Origin of the sequence: Streptomyces sp. NPDC015139 (assembly GCF_043079785.1) — a bacterium.
GTDB lineage: Bacteria > Actinomycetota > Actinomycetes > Streptomycetales > Streptomycetaceae > Streptomyces > Streptomyces albidocamelliae.
This window is the reverse complement of sequence record NZ_JBIBUW010000001.1, coordinates 524435-549571: the sequence shown is the minus strand read 5'-3', so window position 1 is coordinate 549571 and position 25137 is coordinate 524435. Positions and strand designations below refer to the sequence as shown.

The 25137-nt window shown below is 72.7% G+C and carries 20 protein-coding genes and 1 pseudogene; 9 read left to right on the top strand and 12 right to left on the bottom strand.

The features are described from left to right. Positions 1–8: 8 nt before the first annotated feature. The 5 genes from ACF08B_RS02395 to ACF08B_RS02375 all read right to left on the bottom strand — a co-directional run bounded on the left by ACF08B_RS02395 (position 9) and on the right by ACF08B_RS02375 (position 6265). Positions 9–1157: a tetratricopeptide repeat protein gene (locus ACF08B_RS02395; protein ID WP_392315653.1), complete on the bottom strand. Its 1149-nt coding sequence runs from the start codon at positions 1155–1157 to the stop codon at positions 9–11. A 90-nt stretch (positions 1158–1247) separates the two neighbouring features. Further along, positions 1248–3395 carry a putative bifunctional diguanylate cyclase/phosphodiesterase gene (locus ACF08B_RS02390; RefSeq protein WP_392315652.1) on the bottom strand — a complete coding sequence of 716 codons (2148 nt, stop codon included), beginning with the start codon at positions 3393–3395 and terminating at the stop codon, positions 1248–1250. After that, positions 3392–4204 (bottom strand): SAM-dependent methyltransferase, encoded by an 813-nt coding sequence (locus tag ACF08B_RS02385; protein WP_392315651.1) that lies wholly within the window; start codon positions 4202–4204, stop codon positions 3392–3394. Before ACF08B_RS02385 ends, ACF08B_RS02390 begins: the two co-directional genes overlap by 4 nt. A 338-nt stretch (positions 4205–4542) precedes the next feature. Further along, complete coding sequence (locus ACF08B_RS02380; RefSeq protein ID WP_392316021.1) at positions 4543–5508, bottom strand: SCO0930 family lipoprotein; 966 nt, start codon at positions 5506–5508, stop codon at positions 4543–4545. A 451-nt stretch (positions 5509–5959) separates the two neighbouring features. Next, positions 5960–6265, bottom strand: coding sequence for a hypothetical protein (locus ACF08B_RS02375; RefSeq protein WP_392315650.1), 306 nt, complete (start codon positions 6263–6265; stop codon positions 5960–5962). Between the two features lie 22 nt (positions 6266–6287). On the opposite strand from ACF08B_RS02375, the gene ACF08B_RS02370 reads away from it, so the two are divergent. Together ACF08B_RS02370 and ACF08B_RS02365 are read left to right on the top strand one after the other, a co-directional pair. Then, complete coding sequence (locus ACF08B_RS02370; RefSeq protein WP_392315649.1) at positions 6288–6416, top strand: hypothetical protein; 129 nt, start codon at positions 6288–6290, stop codon at positions 6414–6416. Between the two features lie 32 nt (positions 6417–6448). Further along, positions 6449–7213 carry a DUF4239 domain-containing protein gene (locus tag ACF08B_RS02365; protein WP_392315648.1) on the top strand — a complete coding sequence of 255 codons (765 nt, stop codon included), beginning with the start codon at positions 6449–6451 and terminating at the stop codon, positions 7211–7213. 123 nt (positions 7214–7336) lie between these two features. On the opposite strand, the pseudogene ACF08B_RS02360 reads toward ACF08B_RS02365, so the two are convergent. Then, positions 7337–7738, bottom strand: a pseudogene (locus ACF08B_RS02360) (LPXTG cell wall anchor domain-containing protein); the annotation flags it as partial. 846 nt (positions 7739–8584) lie between these two features. Here ACF08B_RS02360 and ACF08B_RS02355 point away from each other — a divergent pair. Then, positions 8585–9262: a class F sortase gene (locus ACF08B_RS02355; RefSeq protein WP_392315647.1), complete on the top strand. Its 678-nt coding sequence runs from the start codon at positions 8585–8587 to the stop codon at positions 9260–9262. 38 nt (positions 9263–9300) lie between these two features. Here the strand turns inward: ACF08B_RS02355 and ACF08B_RS02350 are convergent, their stop codons facing one another. Beyond that, on the bottom strand, positions 9301–10137 hold the full coding sequence (locus ACF08B_RS02350) for a polysaccharide deacetylase family protein (protein WP_392315646.1): 837 nt from the start codon (positions 10135–10137) through the stop codon (positions 9301–9303). 90 nt (positions 10138–10227) lie between these two features. After that, the gene (gene lysX, locus ACF08B_RS02345; protein ID WP_392315645.1) at positions 10228–13506 is read right to left on the bottom strand and encodes a bifunctional lysylphosphatidylglycerol synthetase/lysine--tRNA ligase LysX; all 3279 of its coding nucleotides are present in this window, start codon (positions 13504–13506) and stop codon (positions 10228–10230) included. An 89-nt stretch (positions 13507–13595) separates the two neighbouring features. Between lysX and ACF08B_RS02340 the strand changes: the two genes are divergently transcribed. Both ACF08B_RS02340 and ACF08B_RS02335 read left to right on the top strand, forming a co-directional pair. Beyond that, complete coding sequence (locus ACF08B_RS02340) at positions 13596–14066, top strand: universal stress protein (RefSeq protein ID WP_392315644.1); 471 nt, start codon at positions 13596–13598, stop codon at positions 14064–14066. A 203-nt stretch (positions 14067–14269) separates the two neighbouring features. Beyond that, positions 14270–15694 (top strand): amino acid permease, encoded by a 1425-nt coding sequence (locus tag ACF08B_RS02335; protein ID WP_392315643.1) that lies wholly within the window; start codon positions 14270–14272, stop codon positions 15692–15694. On the opposite strand, the gene ACF08B_RS02330 is transcribed toward ACF08B_RS02335, so the two are convergent. Beyond that, a complete protein-coding gene (locus ACF08B_RS02330) occupies positions 15695–16873 on the bottom strand; it encodes a CapA family protein (RefSeq protein ID WP_392315642.1) in 1179 nt (392 codons plus the stop codon). 215 nt (positions 16874–17088) lie between these two features. Between ACF08B_RS02330 and ACF08B_RS02325 the strand changes: the two genes are divergently transcribed. From ACF08B_RS02325 to ACF08B_RS02315, 3 genes are all read left to right on the top strand, one after another. Further along, positions 17089–17658 carry a sigma-70 family RNA polymerase sigma factor gene (locus ACF08B_RS02325; RefSeq protein ID WP_123440487.1) on the top strand — a complete coding sequence of 190 codons (570 nt, stop codon included), beginning with the start codon at positions 17089–17091 and terminating at the stop codon, positions 17656–17658. Positions 17659–17810: 152 nt separating this feature from the next. Beyond that, on the top strand, positions 17811–18326 hold the full coding sequence (locus tag ACF08B_RS02320; protein ID WP_093472805.1) for a hypothetical protein: 516 nt from the start codon (positions 17811–17813) through the stop codon (positions 18324–18326). Positions 18327–18477: 151 nt separating this feature from the next. Further along, a complete protein-coding gene (locus ACF08B_RS02315) occupies positions 18478–19131 on the top strand; it encodes a zf-HC2 domain-containing protein (RefSeq protein WP_392315641.1) in 654 nt (217 codons plus the stop codon). 163 nt (positions 19132–19294) lie between these two features. On the opposite strand, the gene ACF08B_RS02310 is transcribed toward ACF08B_RS02315, so the two are convergent. From ACF08B_RS02310 to ACF08B_RS02300, 3 genes are all read right to left on the bottom strand, one after another. Beyond that, the gene (locus ACF08B_RS02310) at positions 19295–20158 is read right to left on the bottom strand and encodes an Fpg/Nei family DNA glycosylase (RefSeq protein WP_392315640.1); all 864 of its coding nucleotides are present in this window, start codon (positions 20156–20158) and stop codon (positions 19295–19297) included. Between the two features lie 58 nt (positions 20159–20216). Further along, positions 20217–22283 carry a SpoIIE family protein phosphatase gene (locus ACF08B_RS02305; RefSeq protein WP_392315639.1) on the bottom strand — a complete coding sequence of 689 codons (2067 nt, stop codon included), beginning with the start codon at positions 22281–22283 and terminating at the stop codon, positions 20217–20219. Between the two features lie 90 nt (positions 22284–22373). After that, positions 22374–23606: a DUF6777 domain-containing protein gene (locus ACF08B_RS02300; RefSeq protein ID WP_392315638.1), complete on the bottom strand. Its 1233-nt coding sequence runs from the start codon at positions 23604–23606 to the stop codon at positions 22374–22376. Positions 23607–23712: 106 nt separating this feature from the next. Here ACF08B_RS02300 and ACF08B_RS02295 point away from each other — a divergent pair, with 106 nt between their 5' ends. After that, a complete protein-coding gene (locus ACF08B_RS02295) occupies positions 23713–25134 on the top strand; it encodes a lipase maturation factor family protein (RefSeq protein ID WP_392315637.1) in 1422 nt (473 codons plus the stop codon). The last annotated feature ends 3 nt before the right edge of the window (positions 25135–25137 follow it).

Genomic DNA, 25137 nt, shown 5'->3' with positions numbered 1-25137 from the left:
TGCCCCCCTCACGCCTCGGACGGGGTCGGCGCCGGACGGGTGTCCAGTCCGGCGGTCGTGGAGACGGTGACCCTCGGCGCGGCGGTCAGGCGGATCGAGAAGCCCTCCCGGAAGCCCAGGAGGCCGCGGCGGGCGGCCGGTTCCTGGTCCGGGTGATGCGGGACGGAGCGGATCAGACGGTCGTGCCGGGTGCGGTCGCGCGCGGACATCAGCCTGCGGTCGACCGTCAGCGACGGCGGCGCGCTGAGCCGCGGCCAGTGCGCGTGGTGCACGAACACCCGAACCCGCAGCCGTCCCTCCCCCAGCTCCAGGTCCGCCTCCGCCAGGTGCTCCCCCAGCGCGCCCAGCGCGTCCGCCACCTCGTCCGCCGTGGCCCGCAGATCCTCGGCGGGGTCGTACGGCTCGGGCAGGTCCCGCGGATCGACCACGGCACAGAGGATGCCGAGGTCGTCGTCGCGCAGCTCGCGTCCGGCGCCCATGTCCGTGCGGGCGCCGGCGTGCACACCGAGCGTCAGTTCGGCGCCGTAGCGGCTCGCCGTCATCGCCACGGGGAACAGGGCCGTGTAGCGCAGCAGCCGGGCGCAGCCGATGAGCACCCGGCCGACCGGCCACACCGCGGAGGTGCCCAGGACCCGGACGACCTCCTCGTGCCGGCCGAGCCGGCGCAGCACGTCGGCGTAGTCCCGCCGTACGGCCTGGGTCGTGCCGTCCTCGGGACCGAAGGTGTGCTCGCAGGCGTCGACGATCGCGGGGTACTCGTCGGCCGCGGCGGCCAGGTCGCCCCTGCGCACCAGCACGCTCAGGAAGTTGTTGGCCGCGTTCAGCGTCAGCGGGTGCGCGGGCCCCAGCATGGCGGCGCGCTCGCCGTGCACCTGGCCGAAGAGGTTCAGCGCCTCGTCCCAGCGGCGCAGGTCCCGCAGCACCAGGGCGAGGTTGTTCAGGCAGGTGAGGGTGAACAGGTGGGAGGAGCCGAAGCGGCGCGCGAACCCGTCCCAGGCGAGCGAGTACTGCTCCACCGCCTCGATCAGCTGCCCCGATTCGTGCAGGGCGCCGGCCAGATCGTGGCGGGCCGCCGTGGTCTCCAGCTCCCGGAAGCCGTGGCGTGCCTCCAACCGGGCCACCTCGGCACGTAATGCGTCGACCGAGCGATCCGTCATCCGGCCCTCCGTCCTCGGGTACGGTGCACGACGCGGTGGCGGGCGCGGTCGCGGCCCGCCCGCCGTAGTCGTACCCCGGTGGAGCGGCCGTCAGCCCGTCGCGTCCACCAGCGCCAGCTCGTGCAGCCGTTCCGGCGGTCCCGGCCGGGCGTAGTACCAGCCCTGGGCCGTGTCGCAGCCCAGTATCCGCAACTGCTCGGCCTGGGCGCCGGTTTCGACGCCCTCCACCGTCACCGCGAGGTCGAGGCTGTGGGCGAGGGAGACGATGCCCTCGACGATCTTCAGGTCGACCGGATCGGCGGGGAACTGCTGCATGCCCTGGGTGAAGGAGCGGTCCAGCTTCAGGACGCTGACCGGCAGCCGGCGGAGGTTCGCCAGGTTCGAGTAGCCGGTGCCGAAGTCGTCCAGGGCGATGTCGACGCCCATCTCCGCGAGCCGGCGCAGGGGTTTGAGCAGATCGTCGTCGGCGCCGATCAGCGCGGACTCGGTGACCTCCAGGCACAGGGCGTCCGGGGTGACACCCGCGCGTTCGAGGATGTCGACGGTGTCCTGGACCAGGCGCGGATGGCTGAGCTGGCACGGGGACAGGTTGACGTTGATGCGCAGGGGCCCGGCGCCCGTGTCCGCACCGTGACGCTCGCGCCAGGCGCGGGCCTGCCGGATGGACTCCTCCAGGACCCAGCGGCCCAGCGGCACGATCAGGCCGGTGTGTTCGGCGAGCGGGATGAAGCGGTCGGGGCCGAGCACGCCGTGCTGCGGGTGCAGCCAGCGGACCAGGGCCTCGGCACCGCGGACGCTGCCGTCGCCGAGGTGGACGAGCGGCTGGTACTCGATGAAGAACTCGCCGCGTTCCAGGGCGGTGGGCAGGGCGGTGGTGAGACCGTGGCGGGTGATCGCGCGGGCGTCGGCCTCGGGATCGGCGAGTTCGGAGCGGTTGCCGCCCGCGGACTTGGCCCGGTACATGGTGATGTCGGCGCTGCGCAGCACCTCGGCCGCGGTGCGCTCGCCCGCCGGGCCCTCGACGATGCCGAGGCTGCCGCGGACCAGCAGGTCCCGGCCGTCGATGCTGATCGGGGTGACCAGCGCGTTCATGATCCGCTCGGCGAGCTCGTCGACCTCGCGCTCGGTGCCGGGGCCGGTGGTCAGCGCCACGAACTCGTCGCCGCCGAGCCGGGCGACCATCTCGCCGGGCGCGGTCGCGCAGGACTGGAGCCGGTCGGCGACCTCCACCAGCAGCCGGTCGCCGGCCGCGTGACCGAGGCTGTCGTTGACGGTCTTGAAGCCGTCGAGGTCGAGGTAGCACAGCCCGAAGCGCTGGCCCTCGGCGGCGCCCCCGAGGGCCTTCTCCAGCCGCTCGAAGAACAGGGTGCGGTTGGGCAGTCCGGTGAGTGCGTCGTGCGTGGCCTCGTAGCGCAGCCTGAGGTTGAGCAGGCGCCGCTCGGTGGTGTCCTCCATGAGGGCCAGCTGGTACTGGGGTGCGCCGTCGGCGTCGCGGAGCAGGGACACCGTCAGATTGGTCCACAGCACCGTGCCGTCGGGCCGGTTGAAGGCCTTCTCCACGTGGTAGTGCTCGCGCTCGCCCCGCACGAGCTCCTCGTAGAGCCTCCACGTCTGCGGGGCGTCCTCGGGGTGGGTCCACTCCAGCACCCGCCGGCCGCGCAGCGAGTTCTCGGGCAGCCCGAACATGCGCAGCAGCGCCTCGTTGACCTGGAGGACGTTGCCGTCCAGGTCGGCGATGCCGATTCCTATGGCCGCGCCCTCGAAGACGGCGCGGAAGCGTGCCTCGCTCGCGTGCAGCGCCTGGGCCACGGCTCCCTGCGCGGCCAACGCGGCCTGGGCGATGGCCTCCTGCTCGGCGAGGGTCCGCTCGCGCAGTGCCCGGGCGTAGCCTGCGGCCATCGCGTGCTGCAACCGCGAGGAGCGCACGCGCAGTTCGTCCTGGGGGCCGTCCTCGCCGCAGTACAGGACCAAATAGGCGTCGACGCAGTCGAGGGTGCGGCTGAGCGCCTCGGGGTCGGTGCAGTGGGCCGCCACCAGTGCGGCGCCGACCGCCTTCGCGGCGTCCGCGTCGAGGGCGCGGGCCCGCAGCAGCTCGCTCAACCGGCGGGCCAGGGGCAGCAGTCGCTCCTCGAACTCGACGCGGGTGAGCGACGTGGAGGTCACCGGGAAGACCGCCCGGCTCCAGATCGTCGTCAGCCGGCGCAGTCTGTCCTCCGGCCCGTCCGGTTCCGCGCTCACGCCGAACGCCCCACGCCGGCGAATCCGGAGAAGGCGAACGGATCCTCGTCCTCCGGCGCCGACTCCGGGCGCCAGTGCGGCATCTGCACCAGTCCGGGTTCCACCATGTCGTACCCCTCGAAGAACCGCGCGATCTCGTCGCGCGATCGCATGATCAGCGGGTTGCGAATGTCCTTGTACACGTCCACCGCGCCCTCGGCCCGCTCGGCGGGCAACGGGATTCCCTCGTACGAGGCATGGGTGAGGATCAGCAGGCTGCCGGGCGCGAGTGCCTCGCGCAGCTCGGCCACCGCACTGTACGGGTCGTCCGCGTCTTCCACGAAGTGAAGTATGGCAACGAGAAGGAGGGCCACTGGCCGATTCAGGTCGATCAGCCGCTGCACGCGCGGGTTCGTGAGGATCTCCTGCGGCTTGCGCAGGTCCGCCGCGACCACGTCCGCGGCGTCGTTGCCCGCCAGGACCGCCTCGCTGTGCGCGACGGCGACCGGGTCGTGGTCGACGTAGACGACCCGGGCGTCCGGTACGGCCGTCCGCGCCACCTCGTGGACATTGCCGAAGGTGGGGATGCCGGAGCCGATGTCGAGGAACTGGCTGATGCCCTCGGCGGCCGCGAACCGCACGGCCCGGCGCATGAACGCCCGGTTGGCCTGCATGATCTTCGGCAGGCCCGGCAGGTACTCCATGGCCTTGCGGGCCGCTTCCCGGTCGACCTCGAAGTTGTGCGAACCGCCCAGGTAGTAGTCGTAGATCCGCGAAACGCTCGGCACGGAGATGTCGATGCTCCGTGGTGCCCAGGCGGGACGCTCCATGTAACTCTCCAAGGCGTGGACGGCGGACGTAGGCGATCCGGTGTTCGAGCTGAGGCTACTGATCGCCCGCCAAAGGAGCGACCTGAAACGGAAATTGACCGTCCGTTCCCGGTCACTGCCTGCGGCAAGTGCCCGGCCGACCCCGCTGCGTGACCCTCCGCCGACATCCGACGCCATATCGCCCGTACGGGCCGAAGCCCGGTACGAACCCACCACATCCGTCCACACCCCGGCCGCCCGCACCCCGGACAACGGTCCGCCCCCTCCGTGCGGTGCGGAGGGGGCGGACCTTCGGTCGCGCGCCGGTCGGGCGGGGCGATCGACCCTGGGGAGGTGATCTAGTTGCCCGGCGCGCCGACCGGCTTGCCGTCGGGCGAGACGGCGTACCACGTACCGCCCACGCCCTGACCGTTGGTGTCGCCGGGGGCCTTGTCCCCGGAGAAGGTGTAGATCGGCCAGCAGTTGACCGACATCTGCTCCTTGCCGTCGGAGCGGGTGAAGGGCATGAGGCCCTTCTTCTTGACGCCCTTGGTGTTGTCGGCGCTGACGGGGTCGACCGCCGGCCACTTCTCCAGGCAGGCGCCGAGGCAGTTGGAGACCGACTTCGGCCAGGCCTGGTCCTTCATGAAGCGGTAGACCGTCATGCCGTTCTTGTCGACGACGACGTTCCCGAGCTTGGCGTCCTTGCGCACGGAGAGGCCCGGCAGCGAGGACAGGGAGGCCTTCTTTCCGTTCGGGGCGAGCGCGTACCACTTGCCGCCCACACCCTGCCCGTTGACGTCCCCGGGGTTGACGTCCTTGGCGTAGCGGTAGGCGGGCCAGCCGCCGATGGTGAGCTGCTTGCTGCCGTCGGGGCGGGTGACCTCGCCGAGCAGCGCCTTGTCGATACCGGCGCCCGCGGTGGCGTCGTCGGCGGGCACCGGCGGCCAGGTGGTGGCGCAGTCGCCGTCACAGTTCGTCTTGGGCGGGTTCGCGGTGTCCTTGTCGAACCGGTACAGGGTGAGACCGGCACCGTCGGTCAGCACCTTGCCCAGATCGGCGTTGTCGGACACGGTCAGCTTGCCCGCGGGGACGGCCTTGGCCCCGGAGTCGGAGGCCTGGTTGCCGTCGGCGCCGTAGCCGTTGCCCGCGCCGGTCGTGGTCCCGCTGCCCGGGTTGCCGTAGCCGTCCGCCGCGGCCGTGGCCCCGACGTTCTGGGCCGACGACGCGGGAGTGGTCGCCTTGTCCTGACCGCACGCCGTCGTCAGCGCCAGCACCGAAGCGGCCGTAGCCACCAGTGAGGCGGCCCGCCAGGAGGTCTTCATCGTCAACTCCCCATCATCGCCTGGATTTCGCAGCGCCCTGCAGACCTTTACTGCGCCGCCGCACGGCCATGGGTACGCGGCAAAGGGGCGCGAGCGTTCAACACGGCGGGAAGTTCTTCGGGTTTTTCTTCCGGGCGCCGTGCCGCACGCCATCGGCCCGGCCCCGTACAGGCATACGTATCAGGACAGTCGGAAGCTTCGTCATGTCAAACCATTGATCGCATGATGCCCCTCTTTCGGAGCAATCCGGCCGACTTACGGCGTACGGCCGCGTGTCGCAACCCATGATCTCCGTCGTGCATGGACCCGAAGTGACCCGACGCGCGCCCGTCGCAAGGGCGTTGGCCCTGCTGACGCTGACCTGGACCCTGGTGGGCTGTCCGGTCGGCAGCGCGTCGGCCGACGCCTGCGCGTACGCCTCGACGGGCCCCGACGGCACCGTGGCGGTCGCCTACGCCGGCGGCCCCCACTGGCCGACGCCACCGCCCTGCCCGGAGCCGACACCGCCGCCGTGCCCGCCCACGCCCACCCCGACCCCGACGCCGCCTCCACCCCCGCCGCCGTCACCGCCACCGCCGAAACCGACGCCGACACCGAAACCGCGGCCGACACCGAAACCGACACCGAAGCCCAGGCCGACTCCCAGGCCCGCGCCGCCCGTCAAGCCCGCACCGGCCCCGCCGGCCGCCCGGCCGACGCCCCCTCCCCCGCCACCGCCGGCCCCCGCGCCGAAGCCGAAACCCAGGCCGAAGCCCACACCGCGGCCGTCGGCGACCCCGGTGAGCTACCCGGCGTACCACCCCCACCCGGTCGGCCGCCCCACCTCCGGTCACACCACACCGGTCACCTACGTCCTCCTCATCACCGTTCCCGCGATCGTCGCCGTCGCGGCGCTGCGCCCGCGCTGACGCGCCGGCCCGCTCACTTCCGGAGGTACCTGTTGTCGGATTGGCTTGTTCTCGTCCTCGCGATGCTGGGGGCCTGCGCCGTGGTGGTCGTCGTGACCCTCGTACGGCACAAGAGGGCCCCCGACGACGAGGACCCCAGCGAGACCCCGGACGTCATCGAGTACATGACCATGTGGATCGGCGTCGTGTACGCCATCGTCCTGGGGCTGGCCATCGCCGGGGTGTGGGAGGCCCGCAGCGCCGCCCAGGACTACGTGCAGAACGAGGCCCAGGCGCTGCACGAGATCTCGGAGCGGGTCCGGGTCTACCCGCCGGACGTCCGTGACCGCATCCGGGACGACGTCGACGCCTACGTCTCGTACGTCGTGCACACCGAGTGGCAGGCGATGGCGGACGACGAGCAGGTCACCGACCGCGGCACCGAACTGCTCCAGAAGGTCCGCCAGGACGTGACCGACTACCGGCCCCGCAACGACTTCGAGGCGCAGGCGTACCAGCCGCTGCTGGACCAGCTGGCCACCGCCGACCAGGCCCGCAACGCACGCGCCGACTCCACCGGGCCCACCATGCCGCCGGTGGTGTGGTGGGGTCTCCTCGCGGGAGCCGTCATCACCATCGGCATGGTGTTCGCCCTGCAGATCCGGCGCACCACCCGCGAACTGGTGCTGGCCGGGCTGTTCTCCGCGACCATCGCGTTCATGCTGTTCCTCATCTGGGACCTGGACGCCCCCTACAGCCGGGGCATCGCGGTGACCGCGGATCCGTTCCTCAACCTGTTCCCGGCCATCACCTCATAGGCCCCGGGTCCGCGGCGGCCCGGCCGCCGCGGCAGGCCTTCGCCCCCGGCTCCCACGAGGGTCCGGGGGCGAAGGCCTGCCCGACAGGCGGCGCACCGTGCCGCTCGACCGGCACCGGGGCGCTCAGACGCGCTTCTCCTGGCGGCGACGCAGCACGAACGCGCCGCCGCCGACCAGGGCCATGCCGACCAGGGCGCCGCCGATGGCCATGTCCTGGGGTGCCGCGCCGGTGATCCGGCTCCCGCCGAAACCGCCCTGCACGCCGCCGAGGACGGTGAACGCGTTCGGACGGGTCAGGGTGCGGCCGTCGCAGCGGACGGTGATGTCGTACCGGCCGGGCCGGGCGTCCCGGAACACGTTGGCCACGCCCCGTGCGGTGTCGTCGCGGAGCGGCGTCAGCGGGGCGCTGCCGAAGGCCCGGGACGTCATCGTGCCGCTCCGGCAGCCGTTCACGGTGACGGTGAGCCGCCCTCCGGCGGCGATCACGCTGGGGGTGGCGACGATGTTGCGCGGGTTGCCGTCGCCCCGGCCGCCGAAGTCGCCTCCCAGACCGTTGCCGAAGTTGTCGCCGCGGCCGTTGCCGAAGTCACCCCGGCCGTTACCGAAGTTGTCACCCCGGCCGTTGCCGAAGTTGTCACCCCGGCCATTGCTGTTGAAGTTGCCGTTGCCGCTGATGTTGCCGTTGAAGTGGCCGTCGAAGTGACCGGTGCCGTTGAAGCCGCCGAGGCCGTTGCCGTTGCCGTTGAAACCACCGACGCCGTTGCCGTTGAAGCCGCCGAGCCCGTTGAGGGTGCCGATCCCGACATTGCCGACGCCGAGACCGCCGACACCGCCGACACCCCCGACACCGACACCGCCGACGCCGACACCGCCGACGCCCACACCTCCGACGCCGGTCCCCGTGCCGCCGACGACGGCTCCGGTGTCGTTGGACGGGCCGCCCCCGGCGCCCATGCCGTCCGCGACGGCCACAGGGGCGGCGAGCCCGAGCACGGCGACCGCTGCGCAGGCGGTCGCCAGAGCACGTTGGTTGCGCATGTGATCCTCCGCGGGAGGCGCCCCGGGTCCCGTCCCGAGTCGATCGGCGAGAAAACACCTCCCGCACAGACCCTCAGACGCGCCGAACACGCCCGCACGTCGAGAATGGTCCATCCCGGTGAGGCGACACGCCGGACGAAAACCACACAATCGGAAATTATCGCAGGTCACGGGCCATCAGAAAATATCTGGAAGCTGCAACTCGGATGGCGCACCGGAAAGGCCCCCCGCCACCCGTTCGCCCGTCGCCCCGTCGCCCGTCGCGCACGCGGGACTTAGCGTTTTCCCATGCGCATGGGACGTGTCGACGGCCGCGTCGAAAGGGGATGGCGAATGTCTGCGTCCGGGCTGTCCGAGCTTGTCGCAGAGGAGGAACGGCGGAGGAAGCGCGCCCCGTGGGGCGTCATAGCGCTTGCTCTGCTGACCGGGCTGGCGCTCATCCGGAACGGCTCCGGGGAGTTCGACGTGGGCCCGCCGCAACCCGCCTCGGCGGTTGCGCCGGACACCCGCGAGAACGAGACTCCGGAGACCTTCGCCGCCGGGCCCGTCACGCTGGGCTTCGCGGCCGTCGACCGGGTGCGGATCCCGGCGATCCAGGTCGACGCGCCGGTGATGCCGGTCGGGCTGGACGCGAACGGCTGGGTCGCCGCTCCCCCGCCGGAGGAACCCAAGGTGGCGGGCTGGTTCACCGGCGCGGTCTCTCCCGGCGAGAAGGGCACGGCCGTCGTCGTCGGCCATGTCGACAACAAGCAGGGCCCCGCCGTGTTCTACGGTCTCGGGGCCCTGAAGAAGGGCAACCGCGTCGACGTCCTGCGCAAGGACGGCAGGACCGCGGTGTTCGAGGTCTACGGGGTCGAGGTGTTCGAGAAGAGCAACTTCCCGGGCGACCGGGTCTACGGCTCGAAGGGCACCCCCGAACTCCGGGTCATCACCTGCGGCGGCGGCTTCTCGAAGCAGAACGGCTACGACGGCAACGTCGTCGTCTTCGCCCGCCTGGTCGCGGTCACCTGAGGGACCGCGCCCGGGCGGGCCGGGTCCGCGCCGCCGGCTCAGGTGGGCCGGCGGCTCGGCACGGTGAGGTGGTACCCGGAGTCGATCAGGTAGGGCAGCCATTCCCGGATCGCGCGGACGGTCTGCGAACGGTCCCCGCCCGCGTCGTGCGAGAGCACCACGACGCCGGGTGCGGCGCCGCCCTCCACCCGGTCGATGATGGTGTCGGTGCCGGGCACCTCCCAGTCGGTGGTGTCCACCGTCCACGCCATCGGTTCCATGCCCATCTCGGCGCCGAGCTGGAAGGCGGCCCGGTTCCAGGCCCCGTAGGGCGCGCGGAACCACTGGGGACGGTCGCCGTAGGTGTCCTCGATGACGTCGCTGGTGCGCTCCATCTCGGAGCGGATCTCCTTGCGGTTCATGGTCGTCAGCAGCGGGTGCGTCCAGGTGTGGTTGCCCACCACGTGGCCCTCGTCGGCCATCCGGACGAGCAGTTCCCGGTTGTCGACGACGCACTCCCCGCACACGAAGAACATGGCCCGCACGTCGTACTTGGCGAGGGTGTCGAGGATGTGCGGGGTGTACGCCGGGTTCGGGCCGTCGTCGAAGGTCAGCACCATGCGCCGGCCGCGTCCGGAGATCTGCAGGATGGGTTCCTTGCGCACCTTGAGCTTGCGGGGCGCGGCACGCGGCGGTCCGTACCCGGTGAGCGGCTGGAGCCGGAAGGCGGACGGCTTGAGGGCTTGACGGGCCTGCGGGCCCCCGGCGGGCGCCGCGGTTCCGGCGGTCTCCTCGCCGCCTCCCGCCAGGACGACTCCGGCCGTGCCGGCGGCCCCCGCGGCGGCGGCACCGGCGAGGAGCATCCGGCGTCGCGTGAACAAGTGATCCTTCTGCATGACCCATCAGTCGCCCCGCCGGGCGCCGCCGCACCGCAACGCCGTCGGTGCGGCGGCCGGAATGCACCCGTACGGCGCAGTGGGCGGGGGTCACCGGCGGCGGACGAGCGGGAAGGGGAGCGTCTCGCGGATGGTGAGGCCGGTGAGGAACATGACGAGCCGGTCGACGCCGATGCCGAGCCCGCCGGTCGGGGGCATCGCGTACTCCAGGGCCTGGAGGAAGTCCTCGTCCAGTTCCATGGCCTCGGGGTCGCCGCCGGCGGCGAGCAGCGACTGCTCGGTGAGGCGGCGGCGCTGTTCGACCGGATCGGTCAGCTCGGAGTAGGCCGTGCCGAGTTCGGTGCCGAAGGCGACGAGGTCCCAGCGTTCGGCGAGCCGGGGATCGACGCGGTGCTGGCGGGTCAGCGGGGAGACGTCGGTCGGGAAGTCCTTGTAGAAGGTGGGCAGCCCGGTCCGTTCCTCGACCAGCCGTTCGTACATCTCCAGCACCACGTCACCGGGCCCGTCGTCGGCGGTGTAGGGCACTTTGGTGCGGTCGCACAACCGGTGCAGCCGCAGCAGTTCGGTGCCGGGGCCGATCTCCTCGCCGAGGGCCTCGGAGAGGGCGCCGAACACGGTCTTCACGGGCCACGGCCCGGAGATGTCGTACTCCTCGCCGCCCTTGCGGGCCACCGGGGAGCCGAAGGCGGCGGTCGCCGCGCCCTGCACGAGTTCGCGGACCAGGTCGAGCATGACGTCGTAGTCGGCGTGCGCCTGGTAGGCCTCCAGCATCGTGAACTCGGGATTGTGCTTGTAGGAGACGCCCTCGTTGCGGAACGTGCGGCCGAGTTCGAAGACCTTCTCCAGGCCGCCGACGCACAGCCGCTTCAGGTACAGCTCGGGGGCGATGCGCAGGTACAGGTCGAGGTCGTAGGCGTTGATGTGGGTGGTGAAGGGACGGGCGTTGGCGCCGCCGTGGATCTGCTGGAGCATCGGGGTCTCGACCTCGATGTAGCCGCGCTCCAGCAGGCCCTGGCGCAGCGCCTGCACGGCGGCGGAGCGGGCCCGGAGCACGGCGCGGGCCTCGGGGCTGGTGGCGAGGTCGAGGTAGCGGCGCCGGACCTTGGCCTCGGGGTCGGTGAGACCGCGCCGCTTGTCGGGCAGCGGGCGCAGGCATTTGCCGGTGAGCTGCCAGGAGGTGACGAAGACGGTGGGCTCGCCCCGGTCGCTCACCCCCGCGCGGCCGGTGGCGGTGATGTGGTCGCCGATGTCGGTGTCGGCGGTGAAGCGGTCGAGTGCGGCGCCGGAGTCGTCGCGGGTGAGGGCGATCTGGTGGTCGCCGGACCAGTCGCGCAGTACGGCGAAGACGATGCCGCCGAAGTCGCGGACCAGCATGACCCGTCCGGCGACGGTGACGTCCTCGCCCGGCGGGACGTCGGCGAGGGCGTGCGTCGGGGCGGGGCCGCCGACCGGGTAGGGATCGGTGCCCGTGGCGCGCAGCCGGTCGAGCCGGTGGTGCCGGACGCGGACCTGGTCGGGCAGGCCCGCGTCCGGGGCGGCGGGCCCGGCCTGGTCCCCTCCGTCGAGGCCGAGCGCCGTCAGGGACGGCAGCCCTTCCGTGGTGGCGGGCCGCTGCCCGGCCTTCGGGTGCCCCTTTCCCCAGAGTTTGCGCAACGACGGTACGGAAACGAAACCTTCGGCGATCCCGGAGGCCAGGCCGATGCGGGCGAGGGCCCCGGTCTCGCCGTAGCAGATGAACCGCGGGTACCACTCGGGCCGGTACTTGGCGTTGGAGCGGTAGAGCGCCTCCAGTTGCCACCAGCGGGAGAAGAACAGCAGCAGACGGCGCCAGAGCCGCAGGACGGGTCCCGCGCCGATGCGGGCGCCCTCCTCGAAGACGGACCGGAAGACGGCGAAGTTCAGCGAGATCCGGCGAATGCCCAGTTTGGGGGCGACGGCGCACAGTTCGGCGACCATGAACTCCATCACCCCGTTGGGCGCGGCCCGGTCACGGCGCATCAGGTCCAGGGAGACGCCGTCGCGGCCCCAGGGCACGAAGGAGAGCAGGGCGAGCAGCCGGCCGTCCTCGCCGAGGGCCTCCACGAGCAGGCAGTCGCCGTCGGCGGGGTCGCCGAGCCGGTCCAGGGCCATGGAGAAGCCGCGCTCGGTCTCGGTGTCCCGCCAGGCGTCGGCCTTGCGGACGACCTCCTCCGTCTCGTGTTCGGTGAGGGTGGCGTGGCGGCGGATGCGGGTGGTGGCGCCGGTGCGGCGGACGCGGTGCACGGCCTGCCGGGTGACGCGCATGTCCCGGCCGTTCAGGTCGAAGGCCGCCACCTGGACGATCGCCTCGTCACCGAGCTGGAGGGCGCCGAGCCCGGCACGGGCGTAGGCGCGGGCGCCGTCCTCGGAGGCGCCCATCACCGCGGGGGCCCAGGCGTGCCGGCGGGCCACGTCCAGCCAGGCCCCGATGGCGTGCGGCCAGGCCTCCGGGTCGCCGACGGGGTCGCCGCTGGCCAGGCACACCCCGGCCTCGACGCGGTAGGTGACGGCGGCCTTGCCACTGGGTGAGAAGACGACGGCCTTGTCGCGGCGGGTGGCGAAGTAGCCGAGGGAGTCGCGTTCGCCGTAGGCGGCGAGGAGGGCGCGGATGCGGGCCTCCTCGTCGTCGTGCAGGGCGGCCTCCAGGCGCTGGGAACGGAACAGCGCGGCGGCGGCGTTGAGCAGGGCGAGGGCGCCGAACAGGCCGAGGAGGAAGGTGACGCCGCGCGGCGGGCGACCGTCGAAGGAGCTGTTCGACACCAGTCCGCCGCACACCCGGTCGGCCGCCCAGGCCAGGTGCTGGCCCGCCGGGAGCGTGCCCGGGAACAGCGAGACCAGCCCCCAGCCCACCAGGATGGCCACCACGAGGCCGGCGATCAGCACGCCGAGGGCCCGCCACACGGCGCCGCGGCGGGAGGCGGCGTAGAACTCCCCGCGGGCCGCCACCAGCAGGAGCAGCAGCAGCGCGCACAGGATCAGCGACGGCAGTGACTGGGAGTAGAGGCCGAGGGCCACGCCGAGGGCGTCGGTGAGGACGAGCAGGCCGAGGTAGACGACGACCAGCCACCAGGCGACCTTCTTGCGGGCGGCGGTGGCGCCGGCCAGCAGGAACAGGAAGACGGCGTAGGCGAGGTTGGCGCTGATCGGGACCAGCAGCAGGTCGAGGGCGCGGACGACCGGCCGGAGCAGGACGCGCAGCGGGGCGATGAACGCGAGCAGGGCGCAGAGCAGGCCGAGCGCTGCGAAGAGGGCCCCGAAGGCCTCCGGCACCCAGCCGAGGCGCCCGCCCGTGGGCGGTCGTACCGGCCTCGTCGCGTCCTCGGCGGCGGCCGGCCCGGCGGTGGCGGTCATGGTTCCGACTCTAGGAAGGGCGCGGGCGGCTCGCCCGTCGAGCGGCCCCGGCCCTCGGCGGGAACCACCGGTTCCGATAGCCTCGGCTTGTGACGGAGCAGCACGAACAGCACGCGCACCAGTTCGAGCGGGGCACGGACGGCCCCAAGGTCATCGTGGTCGGGGTCGACGGCTCGGACTCCTCGCTGCGCGCCGCCGCCTACGCGGGCGGTCTGGCCCGGCGGCAGCGTGCGCTGCTGGCCGTGGTGTACGTGCAGCCGGTGCTCGCGGCCGGCGCGGCGCTGGGGGCGCCGGTCGCGGAGACGACCGACGAGATCGCCGAGGACCTGGTCTCCTACATCCGGGAGGCGGCCGAGCGGGTGCGGGGGATATTCGAGATCCGGTGGGAGTTCCACACCTTCCGCGGGGACCCGTACAACGGCCTGGTGAAGGCGGCCGACGAACTCAAGGCCGACGCGGTGGTGGTGGGTGCCTCCGAGCAGGCGGGCCACCGGATCATCGGCTCGGTGGCGGTGCGGCTGGTGAAGGCGGGGCGCTGGCCGGTGACGGTCGTCCCGTAGCGCTGATCGGGCGGGACCCGCCCGGATCAAGCAGTATGGGAGCAATTCGGCCGCTCATCGATCGTCCGGTCAGCCTTCGGGTTGTACGGCCACGCCGGCGCCCGGTGCGCTGCCGGGCCGTGCGTGGCGTCTTCCGTCCGGAGCGCCCCTGGGACACCATGATCCGCCGTCAGCCGTTTGCCGTCGGCGAAGAGGTGAGGCGCATGGCCAGGCTCCGTCCGGGTGAGGGGATTCTCCGCCGCAAACCCATCGAGCACATCGAGGAGACAGAGATCGGCGAGGGCCCGCGCCTCGACCGGTCGCTCGGTCTCTGGCAGCTCACGGCCATCGGCGTGGGCGGCATCATCGGCGCCGGCATCTTCACGCTGGCCGGCACGGTGGCCAACGGCACGGCCGGCCCCGCGGTGCTGGTGTCGTTCCTGATCGCCGGTGTCGCCAGCGCCTGCGCGGCCCTGTCGTACGCCGAGTTCGCGGGCCTGATCCCGAAGGCCGGATCGGCGTACACGTACGGCTATGCCGTGCTCGGCGAGTTCGCGGGCTGGTTCATCGGCTGGGACCTGCTGCTGGAGTACACGGCGATCGTGGCCGTGGTGGCCATCGGCATCTCCGGCTACTTCAGCTTCCTGGTGGAGGAACTGGGCGCGGACCTGCCCGCCTGGATGCTGGGCGCGCCCGGCACCGGCAGCGGGCACCGGGTCGACCTGTTCGCCGCGGTGCTGTGCCTGCTGATCGCCTGGCTGCTGACCCTGGGCATCCGCAGCGCGGCCCGGTTCGAGACGTTCGTGGTCGCGCTGAAGGTGCTGGTGGTGCTGCTGGTGATCGGTGTGGGCGTGTTCCACATCAACACGGCGAACTACCACCCGTTCTTCCCGTTCGGCATCAGCGGGGCGTTCACCGGTGCGGCGACCGTGTTCTTCGCGGTGTTCGGCTACGACGCCATGTCGACCGCGGCCGAGGAGTCGAAGGACGCCCAGCGGCACATGCCGAAGGCGATCATCTACTCGCTGGCGATCTCGATGGTGCTGTACGTGGCGGCCTGTCTGGTGCTGACCGGAATGCAGAACTACAAGGACATCGACCCGGAGAGCGGCTTCTCCTCGGCGTTCAAGTCGGTGGGCCTGGCCGGTCTCGCCGACGTGATCGCGGTGGGCGCGATCATCGGCATCCTCACGGTGATGTTCACGTTCATGCTGGGCGTGACCCGGGTCTGGTTCTCCATGTCCCGGGACGGACTGCTGCCGAGCTGGTTCGCCAAGACGCACCCGACGCGGCACGTGCCGACCCGGGTGACCTGGATCGTCGGCGCGGCCTCGGCGCTCATCGCCGGGTTCCTGCCGATCGGCGAGGCGGCCGAGCTGACCAACATCGGCATCCTGCTGGCGTTCGTGGTGGTGTGCGTGGCGGTGATCGTGCTGCGCTACCGGCAGCCCGACCTGCCGCGTTCCTTCCGCACCCCGTGGATGCCGTTCGTGCCCGCGCTGGGTGTCGTCTTCTCGATCTGGCTGATCACGTTCCTCCAGTGGCAGACCTGGGTGCGGTTCGCCCTGTGGTTCGTGGTCGGGTGCGTGGTCTACTTCAGCTACTCCTACCGGCGTTCGGCGCTGGCCCGGCAGCGGCCGACCGAGTGATCACCGCCCCATGACGAGGCCGTCCCCGGCCGCTCCGCGGCTGAGGACGACGCCCTTGATCCGGTCGCGCACACCGTCCAGCTCGGCGCCCTGGGCGATCGCCCGGTTCACGTCGAGGACGCGGCCGGCGTCGACGTCGTACACCTGCGGGACGAACTCGGCCCGGGTCACCCGCCAGCGGCCGCCCGCGGCCGCCGGCGGGGCGAAGGTGAAGCGGCCCATGGTGGACTCGTTGCCGCGCCGGTCCTGGACGCCCTTGCCGTCGAACATCTCGCCGGCGATCTGGTCGCCCATGCCGTAGACCACCCAGGTCCCGTTGACCTTCTCGTACGCCTGCGGGACGTGGGCGTGGGTGCCGAGGATCAGGTCGATGTCCGGGCGGCCGCCCGTCGCCGCGGCGGTGAGCTTCCGGGCCAGGTCCAGCTGCAGCCGGTCGGGGGCGTCCTGCCCTTCGGTGCCCCACTGCACGGAGACCACGACCACGTCGGCGCCGGCCCTGCGGGCACCGCGGGCGTCGGCGATCATCCGGTTCGCGTCGATCACCTTGAGGGCCCAGGGCTGCCCGGCGGGCAGCGGGGTCCCGCTCGTGCCGAAGGTGTACGCCAGGTGGGCGACCCTGGCCCCGCCGGCCCGGTGGACCGCGACGGAGCGGGACTCGGCCTCGGTGCGGGCGGTGCCGGCATGCCGCAGGCCGGCGGCGTCCAGGGCGTCGAGGGTCCGCCGGATGCCGGCGGCGCCGTCGTCCAGGGAGTGGTCCGAGGCGGTGGCGCAGCCGTCGTAGCCCGTCACCGCGAGGGCCTGGGCGATCTGCGGCGGTGACTTGAACGTCGGGGAGCCGGAGTAGGCGCCGTCGACGCCGTAGACGGTCGTCATGTGACACAGCGCCAGATCGGCGCGGGAGACCTCCGGTTCGATCCCGGAGAGCATCGGGCGGAAGTCGTAGCCGTTGCCGCCGGCGTCGAACGAGGCGCGTTCGACGACCGAGGTGTCCGGCAGGATGTCGCCGGAGGCGACCAGGGTGAAGCCGCGGGCCGCCGGGGCGGCGGGTGCCGGAGCGGCGGGTGCCGGGGCGGCGGGTGCCGGACGGGCGGTCTGCTGCCGCTCCTGGTTCTGGCAGGCGGCCGCCGCCGCGAGGAGGGCGGTCAGGGCCAGGGCCACCTGTTGTCTGCGTCCGATCATCAGCTCACCCCTGGATCCTCTTATTTACAGACCAAGCCATGACGGGCATATGGGTACGAAGCTGGCCCTCCGCGTAAACGGTTCTGGCGCTCTCATTAGCCCGTCCGGGGCCCTGCCGGGCCGTTCGCCGACCGTTCGCCGACCCGATCGACCGTCCGTCGCAGAGCCGTGCCCGCCCCCTTTCCCGGCGCGGCGCCCTGCGCTGGCATACGCCCATGACGGCCGGAACCTCAGTGATCCGCGGGACGACGACACCGACCCACGGGACGACGACCGCCGAGCACGAGCTGGCCGCGCTCCAGCGCGAGCACGGCGGGCCCCTCTTCGCCCTGCTGCTCAGACTGTGCGACGGGGACCGGCAGCGCGCCGAGGACCTCGCCCAGGAGACCCTGGTGCGCGCCTGGCAGCACCCCGAGGCGCTGCACGCCGACGCCTTCGACTCCGTACGGCCCTGGCTGCTGACCGTGGCGCGGCGGCTCGCGATCGACGCGCGGCGGGCCCGGCAGGCCCGGCCGCCCGAGGTCGGCGACGCGGTCCCGGAGGACGCCCGGGTGACCGCCGACCACGCCGAGCGGGCCGCCGCCGTGCTGGACGTCCGGGAGGCTGTGAAGACACTCACTCCGGAGCACCGTGACGTCCTCGTACTCGTGTACTTCCGCGGGGCCAGTGTGGCGGAAGCGGCGCGGACCCTGGGTATTCCACCCGGTACCGTGAAATCTCGCGCGTTCTACGCGCTCCGCGCCCTGCGCCGGGTCCTTCCGGGTTATGCGGCCGACCTGCACTGAAACCGGGAGCCGGGTCAAACCTCGGCAAAGCGCCTTGCTGTGGGCCCCGTTCGGGCAATGGGCTGTCCTCATCCGCGTTCCGGGCGGCGGCGGGGACCGCGATCCCGAGAGGCTCGGGCGACGCGCACGTACCGGAGGAAGGGCAGGAAGGGATGCTGCACAGAGGTCACGAGAGCACGGACGGCACAGGCGGCGGTGAACTGACCGTCCCCATGGCCTGGTTGTACGCCGAGTACATCGCCGACGAGTTGTTGCGCACCGGCGATCTGATGCCGCCGACGTCCTTCGAGTTCCGGGCCGGGCGGGACGCGCTGGCGCTGACCGTCTTCCTGTCCGACACCGACGGGGAGCTGTCCGGCATCCGGGTGATCTCTCAGCTGGAGAACTGGCTGTCGCTGACCGCCTACGACCAGCCGTGGCGGGACTGGGTGCGCACGCGCATGGCCGAGCTGACCGCCGGGGACGCCGGTGCCGGCACACCCTCGCCGGATCTCGCCCTCGCGGCGGAGGCCTGGCGCTGGCTGGAGGAGACCGAGCTGCTCGCGCCGGACCTGGACGCGGTCCCGGGCGGTCCGGCGGTGTTCGGCGAGGACGACGGGCCGAAGGTGTGGACGCCGGCCTGGCGGCTCGGGCTGCCCCTCGGGCACCTCGCGATCCACCTCTTCTGAACCGTCCGGAATTCACACCAATCCGCGGGCCGGGCCGCTCCGAATCTCTTGTCCGGGATTCTGTGCGTGGCTTGAGTGATTCGGCTGTCGGCTGCGTACGGGTGGGAGCAAGGAGTAACCCCACCCATACCCTTCGGCACGAGGATTCGGCATGAGGTCCCTGGAACGGCATCGCGACGTCGGCGCGTACGCGCTCGGCGTGCTGGACGAGGCGGAGGCCTTCCGCTTCGAGGACCACCTCATGGAGTGCCCCCGGTGCGCGGCAGAGGTGACCGAGTTCGGGCCCACGGCCCGGCAGCTGTTGCTCTACCGCCGGGCGACGCCGCGCTTCGTGCACCCCATGGCGCAGCCCGGGCCGCGGCTGCTGGACCGGCTGCTCGGTGACATCTCGCTGCGTCGCCGCTCACGCCGGCGCCGGGCGCTGTACGGGCTGGCCGCCTCGGTGGTGCTCGCCGTGGCCGGATCCGGGATCGTGGCCTTCTCCGGCCACGCGCAGCCGACCGCGCGCACCACGGCGGCGACCGACCCGCGGACCGGGGTGTGGGCCCGGGTGACCACCGCGGACGAGGACTGGGGCAGCGATCTGCGGCTGGAGGTGAAGGACGGGTCGGGCTCGCACGTCTGCCGGCTCGTCGCGATCGGCGACGACGGCACCGAACAGGTCGTCGCCGGCTGGGCCAATCCGGCGAACGGGACCCATCCCACGACCACCCTCGGCGCCGCCCAGATGCACCCGGACGAGATCGCCCGCTACGAGGTCCGCACGGCGGACGGCGAGCGGCTGGTCACCCTGGAGTCCCGGTAACGTCACGAGCAACCTGTACGACACCTGGTGACGGTCGCGGCGGCGGCGGTCGCCGTCAGCCTCGGACTCTGGGCCTGTGCGTGGGTCTCGCTCCATGTGCGTGTCGACGCTGGTGGGGCGCCGTGGTGATCGGCTTTCGGAACAGCCGGCGCTGACCCGCCCCTCACTTCAGGAGCCGGGAGAGCCGGCGGTCCGCCAGGGGTTTGCCGCCCGTCTGGCAGGTGGGGCAGTACTGCAGCGAGGAGTCGCTGAAGGAGACCTCGCGGATGGTGTCCCCGCAGACCGGGCAGGGCTCGCCGGTGCGGCCGTGCACCCGCAGGCCGCTCTTCTTCTCGGCCTTCAGGCGTCCGGCGGCCACTCCGCGGGAGCGTTCGACCGCCTCGGTGAGCGTGGTGCGCAGCGCCTCGTAGAGGTGGTGGGTCTCGTCCGGGGTGAGCGAGGACGCCAGCTTGAACGGCGACATCTTCGCGGCGTGCAGGATCTCGTCGCTGTAGGCGTTGCCGACGCCGGCGATCAGGGACTGGTCCCGCAGCGCCCCCTTGAGCTGCCGTCTCTCGTCCTTCAGGAGCGCGGCGAAGCGGGCCTCGTCGAAGTCGTCGGCGAGCGGGTCCGGGCCGAGCCGGGCGACACCGGGGACCTCACCGGGGTCACGGACGACGTACACCGCGAGGCGCTTCTGGGTGCCGGCCTCGGTGAGGTCGAAACCCTCACCGGTCTCCAGCGCCACGCGGAGCGCGAGGGGGCCCTTCCCCGGCTTGGGCGGACCGTCGGGCAGCCGGTCCTTCCACTGCAGCCAGCCCGCACGGGCGAGGTGCGTCACCAGATGCAGCCCGCTGTCCGCCTCCAGGTCGAGGAACTTGCCGTACCGGCGCACGGCCGTCACCTCGGCGCCCTCCAGGGCGGTGACCGGCGGGTCGTAGGTCTTCAGGACACTGATGGCGACGGGCAGCACCCGCACCACCCGGCGGCCGACCAGGTGCTCGGTGAGGAAGTCCGTCAGCGCTTCTACCTCGGGCAGTTCCGGCATACGTCCAGGGTGCCATCCGCCACCGACGACGCCAGGCGCGCCGCCGTCCCGCTGGGGCCTAGGGCACCAGGAACTCGCACCACACCGCCTTGCCGCCGCCGCGTGCCTCCACGCCCCAGACGTCGGCGAGCCGGTCGACGAGGAGCAGGCCGCGGCCGGAGACGCCGTCCTCCCCCGCCTCGCGGCGGCGCGGCAGGGCGCTGGAGGCGTCCTCGACCTCGATGCGGAGCCTGCGGCCGGCGCCCTCCAGGGCCCGCAGCGTGACGATCGCCGCGCCCTCGGTGTGCATCAGCGCGTTGGTGATCAGCTCGTCGGCGACCAGCTCGACCTCGTCGGCGCGGTCATGGGCGCCCCAGGAGCGGACGGCGGCGCGGATCATGTGGCGGGCCTGGGCGAGGGCCTCGGGGTCGCCGGGCGCCACGTGCTGCTGGAGCCTGCCGCCCGCCCGGGGAGCCTCCGGGACGCGACGACGCAGCAGGAGCAGGGCGACGTCGTCCTCGCCGCCCTGCCGCTCGGCCATCCGGATCAGCAGGTCGGCGAGGGCGCGCACGTCGTCCGGGCCGTCCGCGATGAGGTCCGCGAGGCCGCGCATGCCGTCGTCGAGGTCGGCGCCGGGCCGTTCGACGAGCCCGTCGGTGCACAGCAGCAGGGTGTGGCCGGGATCGAGTTCGAGGGTGCAGACCGGGTACTCCAGACGGCCGAATTCGGCGGACAGGCCGAGCGGGAGCCCGCCCGGAACGGGGACGCGCCGGCAGGTGCCGTCGGCGTCCCGGAGCAGCGGGTCGATGTGCCCGGCGCGGACCGCCTGGACGACTCCGGTGGACAGGTCGGCCTCCGCGTACAGGCAGGTGGCGAAGCGGTCGGTGTCGAGTTCGTGGAGGAAGACCGAGGCGCGGGCCATCACGGTGGCCGGGGGGTGCCCCTCGGCGGCGTAGGCGCGCAGCACGATCCGCAGCTGCCCCATCACCGCCGCCGCGTGCGTGTCGTGCCCCTGGACGTCGCCGATGACCGCGCCGACGCGGCCGCCGGGCAGCGGGATCAGGTCGTACCAGTCGCCGCCGATGTCCCGGCCCACCGCCGCCGACCGGTAGCGGACGGCGACGTCGGCGCCGCGCACGCTGGGGATGGTGCGGGGCAGCATGGCCTGCTGGAGCCCCTGGGCCACGTCCTTGTCCTGCTCGTAGAGCATGGCGCGCATGAGGCTCTGCCCGATGCTGCTGCCGAGCGCGACGAGCACGGCCCGCTCCTCGTCCGAGAAGCCGCGCCGGTCGTCGTACAGCAGGCCCATGGCCCCGATCGGGCGGGCCTGGGCGATCAGGGGCAGATAGGCGGCCGAGGTGATGTGCAGGTCGGTGAGGTGGGGCCAGAGGATGGGGTAGTGGTCGGCGAACTCCTCCGGCGACTCGATGAACCGCGGGACGAGCGTGCGGACGACCTCGCTCATCGGATACGGCTCGTCCGTGCGGGTGACGCGGGTGCCGGGGACGAAGCTGCCGGCCGGGCCCTCCGCGACGAGCCGGATGCGGCCCGCCTCCACCAGGCCCATGACCAGGCTTGCGGCGCCGAGGTTCTCGATGCCGTGGGTGTCCTTGAGGATGTCGATGACGTCCTGGACGCTCCGGGCGTGGGCGAGGGCGGCGGAGACGACCTGCACGATGTTGGTCTGCTGGCGGAAGGCCTCGTCCTGGGCGGCGCGCAGGCTGCGGGCGGCGCTGTCGGCGAGTTCCTCGGTGGCGTCGCGGACGATGCCGACGACCCGGCGCGGGCGGCCGGAGCCGTCGCGCCGGATGTAGCCCTGGGTGTGGGTCCAGCGCGAGGTGCCGTCGCGGCAGCGGATGCGGAAGTAGGCGCCGTAGTTCTCGCTGCCGTCCTTGATGGCCCGGGCGACCACCGAGTCGAGCCGGGCGGCCTCCGGCGGCGGCACCCGCCGGCTCAGCGATTCGGGGCGGCCGTCGTACTCCTCGGGCAGCAGGTCGAACACCTCGAAGGCCTGCGCGTCCATGTGGAAGAGACCGGCGTCCAGGTCCCAGTCGAAGCTGCCCATGTGGTTGAGCGCGAGAATCGGGTCCGGATGGGCGGGCCAGTCCTCCGGGAGTGACAGAGCACCCGCTCCCCGATCAGCCATGCGCCCACCTTGCCAGGATTCGCCCGATTATTCGACTTGATCGGCTTCGCCGTCCGGGCCGGCCGCCGCTCCCGGGTCGCGGTGGCGGGCTCAGCCGTCCTGGGCGTCCGGTAGGCCGTCGGGTACGGCTCCCGTCGGGTCCGGCGCGTCCGGCGGCCCGTCGGCCTCCGGTACGCCGTCGCCGGGCGGGTCCGGGACGTCGCCCCCCGGCGGGCCCGGGACGTCGTCCGGGATCAGCCCGCCGCCGTCGGGCGGGTCCGGGAGCTCCGGGACGGCGGGCGGACCGATCTCGTCGAGCGGGTCCGGCTGGGGGACATGGGCGGCCGGTGCCTTCGGGAGGGCCGGGAGACCCGGTCCCGGCGACCGAGTGGTGCCGTCCGCGGGCGCGGCGCGCCCGTCCGCCCGGGCCGCGGCGGAGGGCGGTGGCGTGGCCGGCCCGCTCCCCCCGGCGCTGGGCTGTCCGGTGTCCGGCGTCTGCGCGCCGGTGGCGCCCTGGTGCGCCGGGTCGGCGGGCGCGGTGGCGGCGGCCCCGTCGGGCGCGGGGACGACGCGGTCGTGGCGGACGTCCTGACCGGTCCGGCGTTCGATCCAGGTGCGTCCGTCGGCGTCGAGGAGCGTGAGACTGGCGACGGCGCGGGGTGCCGGGGTCACCACGACCACCTGGTTCGGTTCGTAGGCGGGCCAGGCGGAGCCGCTGACGCCGACGCCGCGGGCCGACCCCGGTGGCCCGAGCGGGTTGCCGCAGGCGCAGCGGACGCGGGGCACGCCCCGGTCGTCCACGAGGACGGCGGTGCCGGCCTGCAGCACGGACTGGTACTGGACCGCCTGCCCTTCGCGGTAGCCGTTGTTCGTGACGCGGGTGTCGGCGCGGAGCACGACCGGGGTCAGACTCCGCAGGTGCCGGGGCACCTGCGACGGGGTGACGTTCAGCGCGGTGGCGAAGGCCTCGCCCCGGGCCGGGTCCGCCGCCAGGTAGCCGATCTGCCGCTCGACGTCGCAGCCGGCGACGTGCACGGCGCCCCGGTAGAGGCCGGGCGTCGCCCCGGAGAGGGTCCGCGTCGGGCGCAGCGGCGCGAGGGCCCGCTCGGAGAGCGTCACCGACTGCGACGCCGCCGCGGTGGTGGGCGACGGAGGGGTCGGTGGCGCGGCGGCGACGGCGGCCGTCGAGTCGGTGAAGGGCTCGGCACCCCGGGCCCCGGCGGGCTCGAGGAAGAGCTCTTCACCCGTCTGGGCCTCCTTGACGCCCATGCCGGCGCAGCCGGTCACGAGCAGCGCCACCAAGAGCACGCAGGCCATGCCGATGGATCGGGTGGGTATCCGCACCGCATACTCCGCATCACTGTGGGTAATTCGGGACTATTGTCTGCATTGCACTCGTTTGACTGGCAACTCGGGGAACGCCTGGCCGCGAAGAAGGGCGCGCACCGCCGTGGACTGGTTCACCGCACCCGACTACTGGTGGAGCCGGCTGGTCCTCCAGCGGGGTCTGGCCGCGCTGTATCTCGTCGCGTTCCTGACGGCGGCGCTCCAGTTCCGGGCGCTCCTCGGGGAGCGCGGCATGCTGCCGATCCCCCGCTTCGTGGCGCGGGTGCCCTTCCGGCGGGCCCCGAGCCTGTTCCAGTGGCGCTACTCGGACGGCTTCTTCGCGGCCTGTGCCTGGGCGGGCTGCGCGGTGTCGGCGGCCCTGCTCGCCGGGGCGGACTCCGAACTGCCGCTGTGGGCGGGGATCCTGCTGTGGCTGGTGCCCTGGGCGCTGTACCTGTCGATCGTCAACGTGGGCCAGACCTGGTACGCGTTCGGCTGGGAGTCACTGCTGCTGGAGACGGGCTTCCTCGCCGCGTTCCTCGGCAACGACGACGTCGCGCCGCCCGTGGTCGTGCTGTTCCTTCTCCGCTGGATCCTGTTCCGGGTGGAGTTCGGCGCCGGGCTGATCAAGCTGAGGGGCGACGCCTGCTGGCGGAAGCTGACCTGTCTGGACTACCACCACGAGACGCAGCCGATGCCGGGCCCGCTGAGCTGGTTCTTCCACCATCTGCCGAAGCCCGTGCACCGGGCCGAGGTGGCCGCCAACCATCTGACCCAACTGGTCGTGCCGGTCCTGCTGTTCACCCCGCAGCCGGTCGCCTCGGCCGCGGCGGCCCTGATGATCGTCACCCAGCTGTGGCTGGTGCTGTCCGGCAACTTCTCCTGGCTGAACTGGGTCACGATCGTGCTGGCCCTGTCCGCGCTGCGGCTGCCGGGATCCGCCCCGTCCGTGCCGCCGCCGCCGCTCTGGTACGAGGTCCTGCTGCTCGCCGTCGCCGCGCTGCTGCTCTTCCTGAGCTACCACCCGGTGACGAACATGATCTCCCGCCGCCAGGTCATGAACCGCTCCTTCGACCCCCTCCACCTGGTGAACACCTACGGCGCCTTCGGCAGTGTCAGCCGGGTGCGCTACGAGGTGGTGGTGGAGGGCACGCCGGACGAGGGGCCCCGCGAGGACTCGGACTGGCGGGAGTACGAGTTCAAGGGGAAACCGGGTGATCCACGGCGCTGGCCGCGCCAGTTCGCGCCCTACCATCTGCGCCTGGACTGGCTGATGTGGTTCGCGGCGCTGTCGCCCGCGTACGCCGGGGACTGGTTCGGCGCTCTGGTGGAGCGGCTGCTGGAGAACGACCGGGACACGCTGCGGCTGCTGCGCCGCTCCCCCTTCCCGCCAGACACGCCGCCCCGCTACGTCCGGGCCCGTCTCTTCCGCTACCGCTACACCAGCCGGCGGGAGCTGCGGGAGACGGGCGCGTGCTGGGAGCGGACGTACGTGCGCGAGTACCTGCCGCCCACGCGGCTGGCGGGCGCGGCTCGGAGGCCGTAGCCG

Excerpts from the sequence above, each read along its gene's own strand:
- ACF08B_RS02395 (WP_392315653.1), bottom strand. The coding sequence starts at position 1,157 with ATGACGGATCGCTCGGTCGACGCATTACGTGCCGAGGTGGCCCGGTTG.
- ACF08B_RS02385 (WP_392315651.1), bottom strand. The coding sequence starts at position 4,204 with ATGGAGCGTCCCGCCTGGGCACCACGGAGCATCGACATCTCCGTGCCG.
- ACF08B_RS02380 (WP_392316021.1), bottom strand. The coding sequence starts at position 5,508 with ATGAAGACCTCCTGGCGGGCCGCCTCACTGGTGGCTACGGCCGCTTCG.
- ACF08B_RS02355 (WP_392315647.1), top strand. The coding sequence starts at position 8,585 with ATGTCTGCGTCCGGGCTGTCCGAGCTTGTCGCAGAGGAGGAACGGCGG.
- ACF08B_RS02350 (WP_392315646.1), bottom strand. The coding sequence starts at position 10,137 with ATGCAGAAGGATCACTTGTTCACGCGACGCCGGATGCTCCTCGCCGGT.
- lysX (WP_392315645.1), bottom strand. The coding sequence starts at position 13,506 with ATGACCGCCACCGCCGGGCCGGCCGCCGCCGAGGACGCGACGAGGCCG.
- ACF08B_RS02335 (WP_392315643.1), top strand. The coding sequence starts at position 14,270 with ATGGCCAGGCTCCGTCCGGGTGAGGGGATTCTCCGCCGCAAACCCATC.
- ACF08B_RS02330 (WP_392315642.1), bottom strand. The coding sequence starts at position 16,873 with ATGATCGGACGCAGACAACAGGTGGCCCTGGCCCTGACCGCCCTCCTC.
- ACF08B_RS02325 (WP_123440487.1), top strand. The coding sequence starts at position 17,089 with ATGACGGCCGGAACCTCAGTGATCCGCGGGACGACGACACCGACCCAC.
- ACF08B_RS02320 (WP_093472805.1), top strand. The coding sequence starts at position 17,811 with ATGCTGCACAGAGGTCACGAGAGCACGGACGGCACAGGCGGCGGTGAA.
- ACF08B_RS02315 (WP_392315641.1), top strand. The coding sequence starts at position 18,478 with ATGAGGTCCCTGGAACGGCATCGCGACGTCGGCGCGTACGCGCTCGGC.
- ACF08B_RS02310 (WP_392315640.1), bottom strand. The coding sequence starts at position 20,158 with ATGCCGGAACTGCCCGAGGTAGAAGCGCTGACGGACTTCCTCACCGAG.
- ACF08B_RS02305 (WP_392315639.1), bottom strand. The coding sequence starts at position 22,283 with ATGGCTGATCGGGGAGCGGGTGCTCTGTCACTCCCGGAGGACTGGCCC.